This window comes from Paenibacillus endophyticus (genome assembly GCF_014192395.1).
GTDB lineage: Bacteria > Bacillota > Bacilli > Paenibacillales > Paenibacillaceae > Pristimantibacillus > Pristimantibacillus endophyticus.
On record NZ_JACHXW010000001.1, the window covers coordinates 639,688 to 655,711 of the forward strand.

Below are 16,024 nucleotides of genomic sequence, written 5' to 3' on the forward strand. Positions count from 1 at the left end.
TTATCAATCGATTAACGTTAACTAGTAACATACATCAAGGGAGGTTATGTTTTATGTTAAGGAGTATGATAACAAAAAAGAGAATGGGTCGCTTTTTAATGAAGTTGACAATGGTGTTGATGTCCATAATTCTAGTAGTACTTCCAACGTTCACGCCGAACAACGTATACGCAGCTGATGCTGCAGCAGAGAATGTGACGGTGTACGCAGCGGACGCTTTGCAACAACCTTTCTACGGTTTTGGCACTCAATTCGATCCCTATGTTGGCTCTAATAGGATTATATCCCCTCTTTCTGATGAGCAGTGGGATCAAGTGATGACCCGAGCCGAATATATGAGAATGGGCTTTTCTCGTTTGGCGCTTGCATGCAATGCTTTTTCACCTACACTTACGGTTGGTGAATACGATTGGAATACCGATGAGATGAAGCAAATCTATAAAATTCTAGACCGATTGAAAGCAGATGGGACGACAGTGCTTCTCTCATCTTGGAGAATGGACTATGAGAATGATACGGTATCAAATAACTCATCCGAGAAATACGTAGATCTGATCGTAGATGCTCTGGACTATTTGATCAATACGAAAGGATATACCAACATCAAGTATTACCAGCATGTCAATGAACCGAAAACGAACAAAATTTCATGGGAAGGGTATAAACAAGCCGTTGTATGGTTGAAAGACAAAATAGCTGATCGCAATTTGCCAGTTGCGTTGATGGCAACAGGCAACCAGCCTGGAACGGGGCTGTATGACTCGAAAAATCAGTTAGAACTGGCTCCTTATTTAGGCGCATACGATGTGCATTTCTATCCATCTCAAGCTTCCATTGCAAATGCAAGCAATTCGGTAGTTGCAACTCGCATGAAGGAGCTTTCCGATTCGCCAAAGCCTTTATTTATTTCGGAGGCTGGTTCCTTCGATAATGTTACGAGCGATGATCATCAACCGAACGTAAGGAATTATTGGTATTCGCTGCATCAGGTAGACTATGCTATGCAGGCTGTATTCCAAGGTGTAAGCGGCATAAGTGCTTGGATAATGGATGATGCTATGCATGGCAAACTGTGGGGCATGTGGGATATCTTTAACTCCCCTAATCCACGCCCTTGGTTCTATTCGTACTCGCTATTGAGCCGTTATGTGGAGCAAGGCTCGACCTTGTATCAACCTGAAGCTGGTAACGATCGAACCACTCGAATGTTGGTTTCAAGCAAGGCTGTAGATGATGGCACGAAGAATTGGACAATTGCAGCCGTTAATCGTGGAACCGAAAGCCGCGAATTCACTGTACGTATACCTGGCGTAGCTAGCGCAACTTGGGATCTATACAAGTATACGCAAGACTATCACCCAACCGATGCAAACGCATTACCTGTTAAAGATTCGGAGATCACAAACGTTGACATGACGAATACTGGTGTTACCATAACGGTTCCAGCTAACGGCTTCGTATTGTTAACAACTAGCGATCAGTCGCCAGTTGACGGGGTGCCTACAGAAGGAGTTGTCAAACTACCTATCTTTGCTGATTTTAACAATCACACTACTGGTTCTGCTCCAATCGGATGGGAGCTTCAAGGCGACCATGTTACGATTGAAGACATGCCTAGCGCAGCTAATAAGAGCATGCGAGTGTCTGGAGACTCTGGAGCTGGTGTGAATGGAGCTGCTTATCATTTCATCTCGCAGTCTGCCAAAATCGTCGAAGAGTTCGACATAAAGGTCGACCAGACAGATCAAAGAGTAAACGCAGGCATACTGAAAAGTGGTGCCGATACGGCGACGGAGGTTTACTTCGATAAGGATGGAAATCTATGCTATGGAGATAGCAGCAGTGGAACTATCATTATGCCTTACAACGCTCATACATGGTACCATGTGAAGATTGTTGCAGATGCTGCGACTGGCAAATTCGATGTTTATGTTAACGATATGGTTATACCTAAAGTACACCAAGCATCCTTCAAAACGAGCAGCTCTTTCATTGATCATGTAGAATACAATGTGCCTGAAGAAAGCAACGCCAAGTTTAATGTAGATAATGTAAGAATCTATAGATTGCTAGCCATGGATTCTTTCGATGAGCAGTCAACGGGTTCAGCTCCCGCTGGGTGGGAGGTCGTCGGTGACCAAATCAAAGTAGAGGAAATGCCAAGCACATCGGATAAGATATTAAAAATTGACGGAAAGGCCACTACAGGCGCTGATACCGCTGCGATACGCTTTGAAGCGCATAACAAACGTATCGTCATGGGCTTCGATATCAAGCTTGACTCCAAAGCACGTGTGCAATCAGGCTATATGTACGATGAAGATATTCCGGCCGTGGTGCTCTATTTCGATTCTGACGGTACGATTCGTTACTACTATGGAGATCGCAGTAGAGTATTAGCTTCTTCTTTCCAAGTGAACACTTGGTATTCGTTCAAGCTAGTAATAGATCCAAGTACCAACTTATTCGACATTTATTTAAACGACATGAATAAGCCAGCTGTTACTAATGTTCCATTCAGATCTAGCGCTTTTAGTCTAGATCGCATACTTTTTGGTGCCCCGGAAAATAGTCAGGCTATATTTAATTTGAACAACGTGTACGCTTATACAGAGGCACAAATGCCTTCAGCAGACGCGAATCTAAAGCATATTGAATTTGGTACTGGTACAATAAGTCCAGCATTTCAGACCGATACGATGGATTACCAATTAATCGTTAATAAAGGTACGGAATCAGTGAGTATTACTCCAAGCCCGAGCAGTCCATATGCCATGGTGAGTGTGGATGGAATTGCTCTCTCTAGTGATACAGCCTCGCCGCGTATACCGATTGCATTTGGTGAAGATCGTAATTTTACCATAGAAGTCAAAGCACAGGACGGAATAACGACCAAGCAATATGAATTTACGGTTATAGAATCAGACAATCCAGTGGTAGAAGTGGAGAACGTGACTCTAAACAAAGAGGCGTTAAGTCTGAAAGTTGGCGATAGTGAAACCTTAACTGCTACGATAACGCCTTCAGAAGCTACCAATAAACAAGCGACTTGGACGTCGAGCCATTCGGATGTGGCGAGCGTCAGCGAGACGGGCGAGATAACAGCTGTCTCGGTCGGGACAGCCACCATTACTGTCACCACGCTAGACGGTGGTTATACAGCTGAGTGTTTAGTAACCGTTACGGATGCAACTGGTGAAGGATATGCAGTTGCTATAGAAAACGGTGAAGGCAGCGGAAGCTATGCACCAGGAGATATTGTTACCATCAAAGCACAAATAGCACCTGATGGCCAAACTTTTGACAAATGGACTGCGGATAAAAGCAGCGTAGTATTCGAAAATGCAGGCGCAATCGAAACTACATTTGTAATGCCTGAAGAATCAGTTACCGTAACGGCAACTTATAAAGCTACAACTCGGCCAATGTGGCCAACAGGTGCACAGTTATTAGCTTCAAATGTAGGTAAAACGAGTTTAATGCTTTCATGGACAGCAGCAAGTGGCAATACGGATGTAACAAGCTATAAGGTGTACAAGAATGGTATCGAATTCATGACATTACCCGTTGAAATCACCAATTATCAAGTTGGCGGTCTTTCATCTGACAAGGCTTATTCCTTTAAAGTTGAAGCAGGCGATGCAGCGGATAACTGGAGCGTGGATGGTCCGAGTGTAACGGTGACTACTGAAGCTAGCTCTTCAGGCGGTGGTTGGACACCACCACCGACACCGACACCAACACCAACACCAACAGAACCAGTCAATCCTACAGAGCCTGAAACTCCAAAAGTTGATCTGTCTGATATCACGGATCATTGGGCTAGGGCAGCCATTTCAAAATCGGTAGAGCTTGGTTTTGTAAATGGTTATGAAAATGGAACGTTCAAACCGAATGCAACGATAACTCGCGGTGAGTATGCAACGATGTTGGCTAGAGCGCTGAAATTGGAGCTTGGCGATTCTGGGTTTAGTTTTGCTGATCAAGACCAAACACCAATATGGGCCCAGCCATTCATTCAAGCAATTGCTGATGCCGGATTCATATCGGGATATGAAGATGGTTCATTCCGTACAAATAATGGAGTGACCAGAAGCGAGTTAGTGGTTATCCTTGTTCGTGCAATGGGTCTCGAAATAAATCCGAATGCATCGCTGGCATTTGATGATGCAGAACAAATTCCGGAATGGGCTAAACCTTATGTGGCAACAGCAGCAGAAGCGGGGTTTATAAAGGGATATGGGAATGGAAAATTTAATCCTAACGGAACTTCAACGAGAGCTGAAGCAGTTACTTTGATTCTAGCTATGTTAGATCATCTAAAATAAGTAACGACTTGACGTGCAACAAATGAGTGTTGAAAACTACTCCCTTTTATTTGCTTTGTTCTGCAAATAGAAGGGAGTAGTTTTAATTACCAAGCTTAGTGGTTGCGGACCTCACTCCGTTTGGATAAGTCCAACAATAATGTAATCAATGAGTAAGGGTTATCTCCAATAATTGAGCAGGATATGGCAAGATCGTACGGCACTCCGTAATATTGAGCAGTATCCTGTAATATTGAGTGTTTCGGGGATGCTATACTAGGACTAACCATAACCGAAAGGACGGATTACTGGTGTTTCAAGTATTGGTAGCTGAAGATGAAATCTGGATTCGTAAGATGATTGTAGACATCATAGAGACAACGGAAGGATTTCAAGTTGTCGGTGAAGCCCGGAACGGTAAGGAAGCATGGGATATGCTTCAGGAGCTTTGGCCGACACTGGTTGTTACCGACATCATGATGCCGCAGCGTGACGGTCTTTGGCTGGTTGAACAAATCGCGGAGAAAAAGCTTCCGATGGAAACCATCATCATAAGCGGGTATGATAAATTTCAATATGCACAGCAAGCGATAAAGTATCAAGTATCCGAGTATTTGCTAAAGCCTGTTAAGGAACAAGAATTAAGAGAAGCGATGCAGCGTCTATATGCACGACTTGAAGATAATGACAAGTGGCATATGTATCTGTTGAAAGTACAAGCTTTCCTCGAAGGTCTTGCGTCAAAAGATAAGCAGGACGAGCTGTCTCATCAACTGCATAAGCTGCTTGATTCTGTATTCGCTCTTCGCGAAAATTATCCGTCTTATTACATTGCATTATTACGTTTGCTCCATACGAAATGGACAGAAAGACTTGGCGTTGAACCTAAGGAATCAAGTTATTTATTTCACGCGAATGAGTCTCAGAGCGAGGAACATATCCGTTCTCACTACGATGTGCTGCTTAAACGTTCGTTCCAGGCACAGTCAACTGAAAGTTATCAATTGGATAAGAAAGTGATCCGAGAGGTATGCGTTTATCTGGATCAGCATTACCGTAAAAATGTATCTCTTACGGAGATGGCAGAACGAAGCCATATGAGCGTTTCGCACTTTTGCAATGTGTTCAAAAGACAGACAGGTTTGACATTAATTAATTATGTCAATAAAGTTCGAATGGAGAAGGTTAAACAGTTGCTACTGGAACCTGATCTGAAAATTTACGATATTGCCGAGCTTGTCGGATATGCGACTATGTCGTACTTTAACCGGATATTTAAAGAGATGGAAGGCGTTTCGCCTAACGAATATCGAAAGGCCAATGGGATATGAGCTTCAGGGAACGTTTCTCGTGGTATAACTACTCCATTAAATTCAAAATTACTTTTCTTCTGCTTGTCAGCTGTATTCTTTGTACATTCGTTACCGGATATCTCATTAATCATAATTACAGCACAGCCGTACTACGTGATTATCAAGCCACCTCCAATGAAGCAACAAGCCGATTGGGCTATCAACTGGACTATTACCTAGAGCAAGTCGAGCATTCCACTTGGAATATGATTGGAGACTTGAAGATACAGCGCTGGTTGGAGGAAACTGGAGAGGCGAATCGAGAGATTGAGGATGGAGTACTGAATACACTCGAAACATACCGGATATTCAACTCATGGGATATTGCCGGTTTATGGGTGGTTTCAAAAGATGGACGTACTGTGTCAAGTGTAACGGATTTTGAAATTCCGCAAGCCCAATATACGAATACTTCTACTCGAGTTTCCATAGTGCGTCAGAGCGGATATTATCGGAATGAGGTATTCCCTTTAATATCGATATCGATGCCTATTTATAGCATTTATAATGGAAGGTTAATGGGACATTTAGTGCTGAATCTGGAATTTACCGAGTTAAAACGGTTATTTACCGATACGAAGCTCGGACAGTCAGGAAAGTTCTATGTCATCAATAAACATGAGGGAAAGACGGTTTTCCATCCGAATCAAGCGTTTATTGGCATGTTCATTCAGGACACTAATCTGTCGGAATTAGATTTAGGTTTCAAAGGGAATGCTGCAATGCAAACCATCCAACATACCAGTATGCTGATTGGTACTAGGGACATGCCAAGTCAAGATTGGACCATTGTATCCGTTGTCCCGCTGGACGAAATGGCTTCCGGTCTCAAAGCAGCGAAACGGACAACGATTATTATAATGGTCGTTATCTTACTGCTTGTTCTTCTAGTAGTACCTGCTTTAGCTAAACGATTTGTAGCACCTATTGGCAGATTAATGTCGGCGGTTAACCGTATGGAGCATGGTGATTTGAAAGTAAGGACGGAGTTTCACCCCGGACCCGACGAAATTCAAATTCTCAGCATGAAATTTAACCGGATGACAGATCGACTTGTTACGCTTATTGATGAAGTAATGAATTTATCAAAGAAAGAAATGCACCTGCAGAATAGGCAGAATGAAGCTTCCATTCAAGCACTTCAGAACCAAATCAATCCGCATTTTCTATACAATACGCTAGATATTATTAAAAGTATTGCTTATCTTGAGCGGAATCAGCGTGTGGTTGAGATGACTCATAACCTCGCTGATTTTTACCGTTATACGGCGAGTGTTCGTGAAAAGGAAGTGACACTGGCGGAGGAATTAAAGGCTTTGGAGCAGTATCTCACGATTATTCATATCCGTTTCCCTGATGAATTCACAAGTGAAGTACTGGTGAATGAGAAGTACTATGGATGCAGGATGGTTAAGCTTACACTTCAGCCGCTTGTCGAGAATGCAATTAAATATGCAATTGAGCCAAGAGGCGGAGAGGGTGTTATCCGAATCAGCGCGTATAGCGATAAGGAGAAGTTGATTATTGAAGTGATGGATAATGGGCCAGGACTCCCTGAACATCTGCTCCGTACACTGAAAAAACGTTTAGATAGAGTAGTCTCGGATCCTGACAGCTACCGGGGAGAGGGTTCATATGGTCTAGTTAATGTACATTCCCGCCTTCATCTGCAATATGGCGAAGGTTACGGGCTAAGGCTGCATACGTTCGAAGGCAGGGGGACGGTGGTGACAGTAACGATTCCTTTAACACATCATTAAAGCAAGTGTATAAGAAAGCGGTGTGGGATATTATTCCTGCGCCGCTGTTTTTCTAAGTGCATGAACGCTGCCTCTATTTTACGAAAGAGAAGAAAATAGACTCGAAATAAAGAGGATTGAGAATTCAAGCGGAAGCCAACTTTCGATAATATGAAGATGTAGCAAACACAGATAAGGAAAAGGGGAATGAAGATGAAGAGAAAAAAATTAGCTTCTCTGGTGTTAACGGCAATGATTTCATCTGCTGTATTGTCCGCATGTGGTTCAAATAATACGAACAATGCAAGCCATAATGCAAACAACGGGGCACCAACAACTGAAGCAGCTGCAACAGCTTCGCCGGATACAAAGGAACCTGTAGAACTGCGCATTATTAACTGGCGCGTAGAGGACAAAGAATTCTTCGATCAGTTCAACGTCAAGTTTGAGCAAGAGAACCCGAATATTAAAGTCCGATATGACGCAACACCAACTCAAAGCTACCAGCAGCTTAAAAACTCCCGTATTGCCGCCAACGAAGTAGACATTGTAGCCGGTGATTATAAAACAATGAACTCTGCAGATCAGCGTGAGCTGTGGATGGACTTGTCGGGACAAAGCTTCCTTGACAACTTTAAGCAGGATGCACTGCAGAATCTAACTTACGACAGTAAGCAATACGGACTGCCTTGGAACAAGGTCAGCCTCGTTGCTTATTATAATAAGCAAATTTTCAGCGATCTTGGTCTTCAAGAGCCAAAGACATGGACTGAATTTACAGCTTTGCTTGAGAAGATCAAGACAGCAGGTATTGATCCGATCCTCGTAGGCGGCAAAGACGGTTGGCCGATGCAACAAATCGTGCATACGCTGGAACCTTCAGTTGTACGCGGAGCGAATTCGGACTTTTATGGCAAAGACAATTCTAACGTGATGGCATTGACAAGCAAATTCACAGATTCGGAATGGCTGGAAGTATTTACAAAATTCCAGACACTGAGCACATACTTCCAGAAGAACTCGCTTGGCTTGGCATACGGACAGGCACCTGGCCTATTCGCTCAAGGAAAAGCAGCAATGACGATCGACGGTACGTTCAGCTTGACGCAAATCAATGATGCAAAACCAAACTTTGAGGTCGGCACGTTTATCGTTCCTGCAACCGACGACGAGGCAAAGAACAAGATTGGTTATGCAAAAATCGGCGGAGCTTGGTTCATATCGAATAAATCGCCTAATAAGGAAGCTGCGCTGAAATATCTTGAAGCATTCAGCCAAAAAGACAACTATCAGCTTTACATTGATACGGTGAATCAATTCCCCGTTATGGACGGCATTACGATGAAAGATCCGTTGGCAGAGCAAATCAATGATCAACTATCTGCAAAAGATGCGGTTGACCAGTTTACGAATATTCAAAATTCAGGCTCAACGTATTCGCTTGATCTCCTCAACAAGGTTTCAACTGGCGATATGTCTCCTGAAGAAGCAGCGAAGCAATGGCAAAAGGATTACGAAGACAGCAAGGCTAACTGGAAATAAAGAAAATATAGATAAAAGTCAAGCCCCGACATCTAACGGGGCTTGACTAAAAATAGTAAGGAGTGGATAAAAGATGGTCAAGACATACCGCTCGTGGGCACCTTGGATGGCCATACTGCCGGCGTTAATTCTATTTTTCATCTTTAAGATTTATCCAGCACTCGGTACGCTCTTTTTCTCGATGACCGATTTCAACGGCAATATCGATCATTTTAAATGGGTTGGCCTGAAAAATTACAAAAACGCTTTAACAATCAACTTCGATGACTTGATGAATGCAATCAAAGTATCTTTTACGTTTGCCTTCTTTACTACTGTTATTCAGAACATTGTTGGCGTTGCTCTAGCCGTTTTAGTAAATTTGAAAATCCGCGGTAAAAACGTTTATCGTTCCATATTGTTTATGCCGAACGTACTAGGGGTTGTCATTATTGGACTGGTGTGGACACTGATCTTTGACCCTTACTCGGGACCGATGAATCAAATCCTCAGCTTGTTTGGAACTAGCTCCAGTATGCTTGGAGATTCTAAGCTGGCATTGCCGATAGTCATATTCGTTCAAGTATGGACTTCGGTTGGTTATGCAATGATTCTGTACCTTGCTGGTTTACAGGGAATTTCACAGGATATTTATGAGGCGGGAAGCGTGGACGGAGCCGTGGGCTGGAAGTCGTTCCGTTACTTAACTTTACCGTTGCTTCAACCCATTATTGGTATTAACATTCTGCTGAGTATTATTGGCAGCTTGCGTGTGTTTGATTTAATTATGATTCTAACCAATGGCGGCCCCGATGAGGCAACCATGACCCTCGGCATGTTTGTATTCAAAACGATTTTTGATTCCAGCGGTACGCAAGGCTATGCTTCGGCGCTTGGCATCATTCATTTTCTTGTTATTGCCGTTGTCGTTGTCATTGTACAAACCTATATGCGCAGACGGGAGGAGAAGCTCTCATGAAATTAACAGCAAAGCTCCCCTTTACGCTTGTTCACGTCATTTTGATTTTGTTCAGTCTGTGCATGTTGCTTCCGATCCTAATGATCTTAAACATTGCCCTTAAGACGAACACCGAGTTTTTGAATTCTCCCATGTCGATCGCCTCATCTTTACATTTTGATAATTTCGCTGAAGCATGGGAGCAAGGCGACATGATTACGAATTTTAAGAATAGCTTGATCTATACCGCATGCTCCACCATCTTGACCTGCTTGATTGCGGCGATGGCAGCTTATCCGATCTCACGTAAACATATTCGAGGCACAGGCGCACTCTTGGGATTAATCGGCATTACGTTGTTCCTACCCGACGGTATTGTTCCTTTGCTCTTCTTCATGAAATATACGGCTTTGCTTAATACTTACAGTGGTTATATCCTGCTTAGCTCTGGCATTAATATGGCCCTTATGGTGTTTATTCTTGTTGGCTTTGTTAAGAATATTCCGGCTGATCTAGATGAAGCAGCCTCCATTGACGGGTGCGGATATTTCCGGTACATTCTGACCATTATTCTGCCATTACTGAAGCCGGCGATCACGACTGTAGCTATGCTCAAGATCATTAATGTCTGGAATGATTTCATCAATCCTTATCTGTATTTGACTGATAAAGAGAAGAGGCCGCTGACATCAGGCTTATACTTGTTTGTTGGGGAATTCTCGACCGATTGGACCGTTCTTGCAGCGGGTATTGTCATCGTCGTTACACCGCTTCTTCTTGTCTACTTATTTCTGCAGAAATATATTATCAGCGGAGTAAGCAGCGGAGCTTTGAAAGGCTAAATTCAATGAATGACATGAAAGAGAGGTTCATCTATGACACCGCAATTTAAATATTCCTCTAACCCCGCCTTAGTCCCTCAGGCTGGCTGCGATTGGGCAAGTAAAATGGTGCTTAATCCTGCTATTGTTCAAGATCCGGATGGAAGCCGGCTGCATATGCTCTTCCGAGCGACAGGCCCATGGCCTCAGGCGAGAAAAGAGGGCTGTTTTGATCCCTATCCGATCTTCCTGGGATATGCCTATAGTGACGATCTCGGAGAGACATGGACGGCTGACTTCAGCCGGCCTGCCCTTATTCCTGCTTTGAAGCAGGCGCAAGAAGAAATCTATATTACGAATCTTCACGGCGAGCGTGTCCGCAATTACGCGAACGGATGCATAGAAGATCCGCGTATTTTTCCAGTTGATGGTGAACTTTATGTATCTGTTGCATGCCGAATGTTCCCGCCTGGACCTTATTGGATGTTAGATCAGGATCCGCCAATCGAGACACGGTATGACTACATACCGTCCTGGGTGCATGAACAGGATACACCATTCCATGAAGCAGCACGTACGAACAATACAGTAACGGTGCTGTTCAAGCTGGATCTTGATAAACTGAAATCTGGTCAATATGAGGAAGCATTCACTTATGTATGTCCGTTGACGGATGGTAGTCGGAGCGACAATCGCGATGTGTTTCTGTTCCCTCATAAAATGCAAATCGACGGCAAGGAGCAATTCGTCGTTCTTCACCGCCCAATGACCCCAGCGGCGTTTCCAGGCGGAGAAGAAACGGTGACACCATCCATCTACATCGCTGCAGCTGAGCGACTGGAGGATTTGGCAACGGCAGACGCTAAGCATCAATTGATGGCAACGAGTGTATTCGATTGGGAAGCGAACCGAATTGGAGCAAGCTGGCCGCCAATCGCAATTCATACAGATGAGTGGCTCATCTCTTATCACGGCAAGAAGGATGCGGAATTCGGCTATACGCAGTCTTTCATGATTGCCCGTAATGTTCCCGGCGCATTCCCGGAAATCATTCATCGCTGCCCGGACCGTCTCATGTATGCGCAGCAGAATTGGGAGCTTCCTACCGATTATCCGACGCCGTGCTTATTTACAACAGGCGGCATTATCGTTGGCGATCAGCTCATTATGGCTTATGGCGCTGCGGATCAGAAGGTCGGCATTTCCTGGGTTAACTTTGAATCCTTGATCGATCATATCAAATGCTTTGATGCGCAAGGAGGTTTGCTAACTCATGTATAACGTTATTGTCTATGGGGCTACGAGTGCTGGCGTTGCAGCGGCCGTTCAGGCGGCGCGGCTTGGCAGGAAGGTTCTATTAATTGCAAATACGTATCATATCGGGGGAATGACGAGCTCCGGTCTTGGCGCGACAGACATCAATAACCGCAAGGGGATAGGCGGAATCTCACGTGAATTCTACAGGAATGTCTATAAGTATTATCAAGATGAGCTTAGCTGGTCTAGACAAACACCGCATGAATATGACGAGCTCTTGGGCACAAGATTTTGGCTGGGCCGTGACGAGGAGCTTGGCATGCGTTGGATGTTTGAGCCTAAGGTCGCAAGTCAGATTTATGTGAAGATGCTTAAAGATGCAGAAGTAGAGGTTGTCCTGAATGAGCGGCTTGCCTTAGGTTCAGACGATGCTGTTGTGAAGAGGGGAGGAAGAATCGTCAGCATTATGATGGAGAGCGGCAAGAAGTATGAAGCTGATCTGTTCATCGATTCCGGTTATGAAGGCGATCTAATGGCAATGGCAGGAATCTCGTATACAACCGGCAGGGAGTCCAACTCGCAGTACGGTGAGTTGACGAATGGCATTCTCGATAATAGACCGCTTGAAGGCGGAGGGGTAAGTCCGTACGTAGTGAAAGAAGATCCAGAGAGCGGACTGCTTCCGTATGTGCTTTCTGAATGCCCGGGTCCAAATGGCGTTTCGGATAGCCGTGTACAAGCCTATTGCTACCGGTTCACTTTAAGCTCGGATCCAGAGAACCAGCTGCCGATTGACAAGCCGGAAAATTACGATCCGAAGATTCATGAACTGCTTGCACGTCGTTTCGAAGTAAATCCGAAATTGACGCTTGATGATATTTTGACGCTTACGCCAATTCCTAACCGAAAGACAGATACGAATCATGTTGATTTTGTTGGAGCCAATTACGATTATGCGGATGGGGATTACGCGACGCGGGAGCGGATCGAAGCGCAGCATCGTGCTTTCACCCTTGGAACATTATGGTTCCTTGCAAATGATGAACGGATACCTGTTGGAGTACGTGAAGATATGAGAAAATGGGGGCTCGCTGCCGATGAATTCCTTGGGAAGGACGGCTTCCCGGAACAAATCTATATTCGGGAAGGACGCCGGATGGTCAGTGATTATGTGATGACCGAGATGTCGGTGAAGAAGCGTACTGCTCCAGAATCGGTAGGGCTCGGCACGTATTATTTCGATTCTCACTATGTATCACATTATGCAAAGGATGGTCAAGTTCATCTCGAAGGTACGTTCTGGGAGGATGACGAGTTGCTCTATCCGATCAGCTATCAATCCATTCGTCCGAAGCGAGAAGAGTGCTCGAACCTGTTATTGCCGGTTACCCTATCGTCTTCTCATGCTGCGTATGGGTCAATCCGTATGGAACCGGTCTATATGGTCCTTGGTCAATCAGCTGCTATAGCGGCATCGCTTTGTCTGGATCTTGGCGTATCGGTTCAGGATCTGCCTTACGAGGTGCTTCGGGAGAAGCTGCTTGAAGCAGGGCAAATTCTTGACGCGGGGCCATTGCTGTAGATCTATTGCATAAAAGGGGCTGTCTCAAAAGCAGGTTCATTCGCTTGATGAGACAGCTCACTTCATGAATGAATTGGCGAAAATTAAGAAATGGCGGTGCTAGGGTCCTATCCCTGCACCGCTATTTCTGGATTTGGTTCCATTGCTGCCTTCTTGAGTAAATTATGGGCGAACGAAAACCAACCGACCTTAAGGCTGAACTTTGGCATACCTCGAAGCAGGAATCGCTGTAATCCCCCGGTTGTTCTTCAGTTGCCTAAACATGCTCTACGGTTCAATCATCCTATGAAGAATAATAAGTCATCCGTCTTTGAATGATTTATCAACATTGGATTTAAGCTTTAATGCAACGGTATTGATAATAAACAGTAAAGGAATATAAGCAAAGATGAAATAAAATCCGATCTCATTTATGTACTTTTCTAATACATCGATCTGTATTCGCTCGTTAACCGTTAGCGCGGCAATGAATAGGGCTGCCAGTATAAAAGGCAAAGATAGTCGAGGCTGAAGCGCAGCGACTCTTTTCATCATTCTCGTACAGCACCAAATAGGGATACAAACCGTCGGGATGATAACCAAAAGCCACATGAAAATATAAAAATATTCGAACCTGGCAACGAAGGATAACTCTATGATTTTCGACATTGCCAAAGTTGGCCATAGCGTATGCTTCAGCAGTCCCTGACTAAAATACATAAGGGTTACAATGATCATTGCCGTATATTTCAATGTAGTGAAGAGCAGGGCGAAATGCGCCCATTTTACGTTTTTTTCGGGAGATTTTAAGAAAGGAAAGTAAATAAGCAAAGCTTCAAGTCCGAAAAAAATGAAACTGGAAGATTTTGCACCTTTAAGCAGATCAAGAAAGGAATGATTGAGAACTGGCAATAATTGATGAATATTGCCTTGCCGAATCGGGAAGTAAAGCAGAAAGAGCAGTGGGATTAGAGCCATGTAAAAAAAGCTGAATCCGGCTACAACCCTAAACCCGCCGGATACGACATAATAGATCATGCAAATCAAGAGACCTGCCATCGCCCATGTTCTAACGGTTGGAAATACCCACACTTGAATGATTTCAATGTAAGCTCGGAAATAGAATAGAGCCATTATGAAATAGTATCCGACTAACAATAGAGAAATGGCATTGCCCATGAGTTTGCCGAAAATCAATCGATGTAAGTCAATGACGTCTTTAGCAGGATTGCCGAGCATCTTATAAATCATCCAGATGATGAGATGCAGGCTTAAACCGACGAGAATAATCGATATCCAAGAATCTTGGCCGGCATCCCGAAGGACATGGCTCTGAAAATTCAAAATACCAGCGGCAGCTTGGGGAGCGCCGATTAAGAAAAATACAAAGTAACCGGATATCGTGTAATTTTCCTTTACCTGATTTTGCATTAATGCCCAACCCCTGAGTGTAAAATAATAAGCTTCGTTTTTACTTCGAAATCAAGATTAGGATAGATTTCTTTATAAAACTTGTTCTCGCTAAACGATCTCTGCTTCCACCTATATCGCTCACCGAAGCCGATAGGGTCGGCGTTGTTTTTTTGTAATCGGATGAGCATCGTTTTGATTCCTAATGATAGTTTATCTTCGATTTGTTTCCTTACTGCCTGCAATTCATCTTTTTTCTGAATGTTGATTTTTTTCGGAATTTCCCTGAGCGCTATGTATAATTTAAGGGATATCGTTGTTTTTCCGGTTTGCGCGATGGCGATATCGGTTTTTCCGCGCAGAATGAAAAAAGAATACATGTCTTTTGGACCGGTCATGAAATCATATGTGCCTGTCAGAGCCTTGTCCTTCAGAAACTTCAAATATAATCCTTCTTCGCCCGTTAACCAAAGTTTTATTTCGTCTCCTTTAAAGACGACGACACCATCCATTTGCAATAAGCCTTGATCTTTATTGATAACGGGCAAATAAACATCTTGGCCTTCCCCGTAATACTGATTTACGAATGAATGATAATTTGTCATCGGCGTATTCCCGTGGTTCATGTTCTGTTCGATAAGCTCCGACAAGAAAAAAGGCGGTTTTTTTGAGGTTTCGGATATGATGGAGCCTGCATGTTGTTGGGTGACCACAATAGTAGCATTGCTGCTTTTGATGAATTCTCGATTGATGATATCGGCAAGTTCGGAGATGGAGTTCCGTGCGAATTTTTCGCTAATGACCAATGTACGCATTTGTCCCAATTCGACAGGTTGAGAAGACTTTGTCGTTAGTGCAGTGAAAATCCCGTACATAATTTTCGATTCCGCTGTGATCGGGATTTCGGCTTGTTGCTGGGAAGCTTTTATATATGTAGGATAAGAAGCGGTCATTTTCATCGTCTCACCTTCGAGGTCTACGCCCATGCTTTGGATGATATTAATCCGGTCAACTGTCCTCGCTTGCGCGCAACCGGATAATAGGCAACAGCAGAATAGAGCTAGGATTTGTCCTTTCATGATTACATCCTCCAATCTG

General features: G+C 43.9%; 10 protein-coding genes and 1 pseudogene. 8 read left to right on the forward strand and 3 right to left on the reverse strand.

The window, feature by feature from the left end:
- The first annotated feature begins 53 nt into the window (after positions 1 to 53).
- The 8 genes from FHS16_RS02580 to FHS16_RS02615 all read left to right on the forward strand — a co-directional run bounded on the left by FHS16_RS02580 (position 54) and on the right by FHS16_RS02615 (position 13,537).
- The gene (locus tag FHS16_RS02580; RefSeq protein WP_183558378.1) at positions 54 to 4,328 is read left to right on the forward strand and encodes an S-layer homology domain-containing protein; all 4,275 of its coding nucleotides are present in this window, start codon (positions 54 to 56) and stop codon (positions 4,326 to 4,328) included.
- Between the two features lie 290 nt (positions 4,329 to 4,618).
- A complete protein-coding gene (locus FHS16_RS02585) occupies positions 4,619 to 5,638 on the forward strand; it encodes a response regulator transcription factor (RefSeq protein ID WP_183558381.1) in 1,020 nt (339 codons plus the stop codon).
- The gene (locus tag FHS16_RS02590; RefSeq protein ID WP_183558384.1) at positions 5,635 to 7,419 is read left to right on the forward strand and encodes a sensor histidine kinase; all 1,785 of its coding nucleotides are present in this window, start codon (positions 5,635 to 5,637) and stop codon (positions 7,417 to 7,419) included. Before FHS16_RS02585 ends, FHS16_RS02590 begins: the two co-directional genes overlap by 4 nt.
- Positions 7,420 to 7,611: 192 nt before the next feature.
- Complete coding sequence (locus FHS16_RS02595; protein WP_183558387.1) at positions 7,612 to 8,940, forward strand: ABC transporter substrate-binding protein; 1,329 nt, start codon at positions 7,612 to 7,614, stop codon at positions 8,938 to 8,940.
- A gap of 73 nt (positions 8,941 to 9,013) precedes the next feature.
- Positions 9,014 to 9,898, forward strand: coding sequence for a carbohydrate ABC transporter permease (locus FHS16_RS02600; RefSeq protein WP_183558390.1), 885 nt, complete (start codon positions 9,014 to 9,016; stop codon positions 9,896 to 9,898).
- Positions 9,895 to 10,719, forward strand: a complete 825-nt coding sequence (locus FHS16_RS02605; RefSeq protein WP_183558393.1) for a carbohydrate ABC transporter permease — start codon at positions 9,895 to 9,897, stop codon at positions 10,717 to 10,719. Before FHS16_RS02600 ends, FHS16_RS02605 begins: the two co-directional genes overlap by 4 nt.
- Positions 10,720 to 10,752: 33 nt before the next feature.
- A complete protein-coding gene (locus tag FHS16_RS02610) occupies positions 10,753 to 11,979 on the forward strand; it encodes a glycoside hydrolase family 130 protein (protein ID WP_183558396.1) in 1,227 nt (408 codons plus the stop codon).
- Complete coding sequence (locus tag FHS16_RS02615) at positions 11,972 to 13,537, forward strand: FAD-dependent oxidoreductase (protein ID WP_183558399.1); 1,566 nt, start codon at positions 11,972 to 11,974, stop codon at positions 13,535 to 13,537. The genes FHS16_RS02610 and FHS16_RS02615 overlap by 8 nt, the downstream gene beginning before the upstream one ends.
- Before the next feature lie 107 nt (positions 13,538 to 13,644).
- Here the strand turns inward: FHS16_RS02615 and FHS16_RS32820 are convergent.
- The 3 genes and pseudogenes from FHS16_RS32820 to FHS16_RS02625 form a co-directional block, all read right to left on the reverse strand.
- A pseudogene (locus FHS16_RS32820) lies at positions 13,645 to 13,804 on the reverse strand (IS1182 family transposase); the annotation flags it as partial.
- Positions 13,805 to 13,837: 33 nt separating this feature from the next.
- Positions 13,838 to 14,947 carry a GerAB/ArcD/ProY family transporter gene (locus FHS16_RS02620; RefSeq protein WP_183558402.1) on the reverse strand — a complete coding sequence of 370 codons (1,110 nt, stop codon included), beginning with the start codon at positions 14,945 to 14,947 and terminating at the stop codon, positions 13,838 to 13,840.
- Positions 14,947 to 16,005: a Ger(x)C family spore germination protein gene (locus FHS16_RS02625; protein ID WP_183558405.1), complete on the reverse strand. Its 1,059-nt coding sequence runs from the start codon at positions 16,003 to 16,005 to the stop codon at positions 14,947 to 14,949. The genes FHS16_RS02620 and FHS16_RS02625 overlap by 1 nt, the downstream gene beginning before the upstream one ends.
- Positions 16,006 to 16,024 lie beyond the last annotated feature (19 nt).

Coding starts and splice junctions, on each gene's coding strand:
- FHS16_RS02580 (WP_183558378.1), top strand. CDS start 54: ATGTTAAGGAGTATGATAACAAAAAAGAGAATGGGTCGCTTTTTAATG.
- FHS16_RS02590 (WP_183558384.1), top strand. CDS start 5,635: ATGAGCTTCAGGGAACGTTTCTCGTGGTATAACTACTCCATTAAATTC.
- FHS16_RS02595 (WP_183558387.1), top strand. CDS start 7,612: ATGAAGAGAAAAAAATTAGCTTCTCTGGTGTTAACGGCAATGATTTCA.
- FHS16_RS02600 (WP_183558390.1), top strand. CDS start 9,014: ATGGTCAAGACATACCGCTCGTGGGCACCTTGGATGGCCATACTGCCG.
- FHS16_RS02605 (WP_183558393.1), top strand. CDS start 9,895: ATGAAATTAACAGCAAAGCTCCCCTTTACGCTTGTTCACGTCATTTTG.
- FHS16_RS02610 (WP_183558396.1), top strand. CDS start 10,753: ATGACACCGCAATTTAAATATTCCTCTAACCCCGCCTTAGTCCCTCAG.
- FHS16_RS02615 (WP_183558399.1), top strand. CDS start 11,972: ATGTATAACGTTATTGTCTATGGGGCTACGAGTGCTGGCGTTGCAGCG.
- FHS16_RS02620 (WP_183558402.1), bottom strand. CDS start 14,947: ATGCAAAATCAGGTAAAGGAAAATTACACGATATCCGGTTACTTTGTA.
- FHS16_RS02625 (WP_183558405.1), bottom strand. CDS start 16,005: ATGAAAGGACAAATCCTAGCTCTATTCTGCTGTTGCCTATTATCCGGT.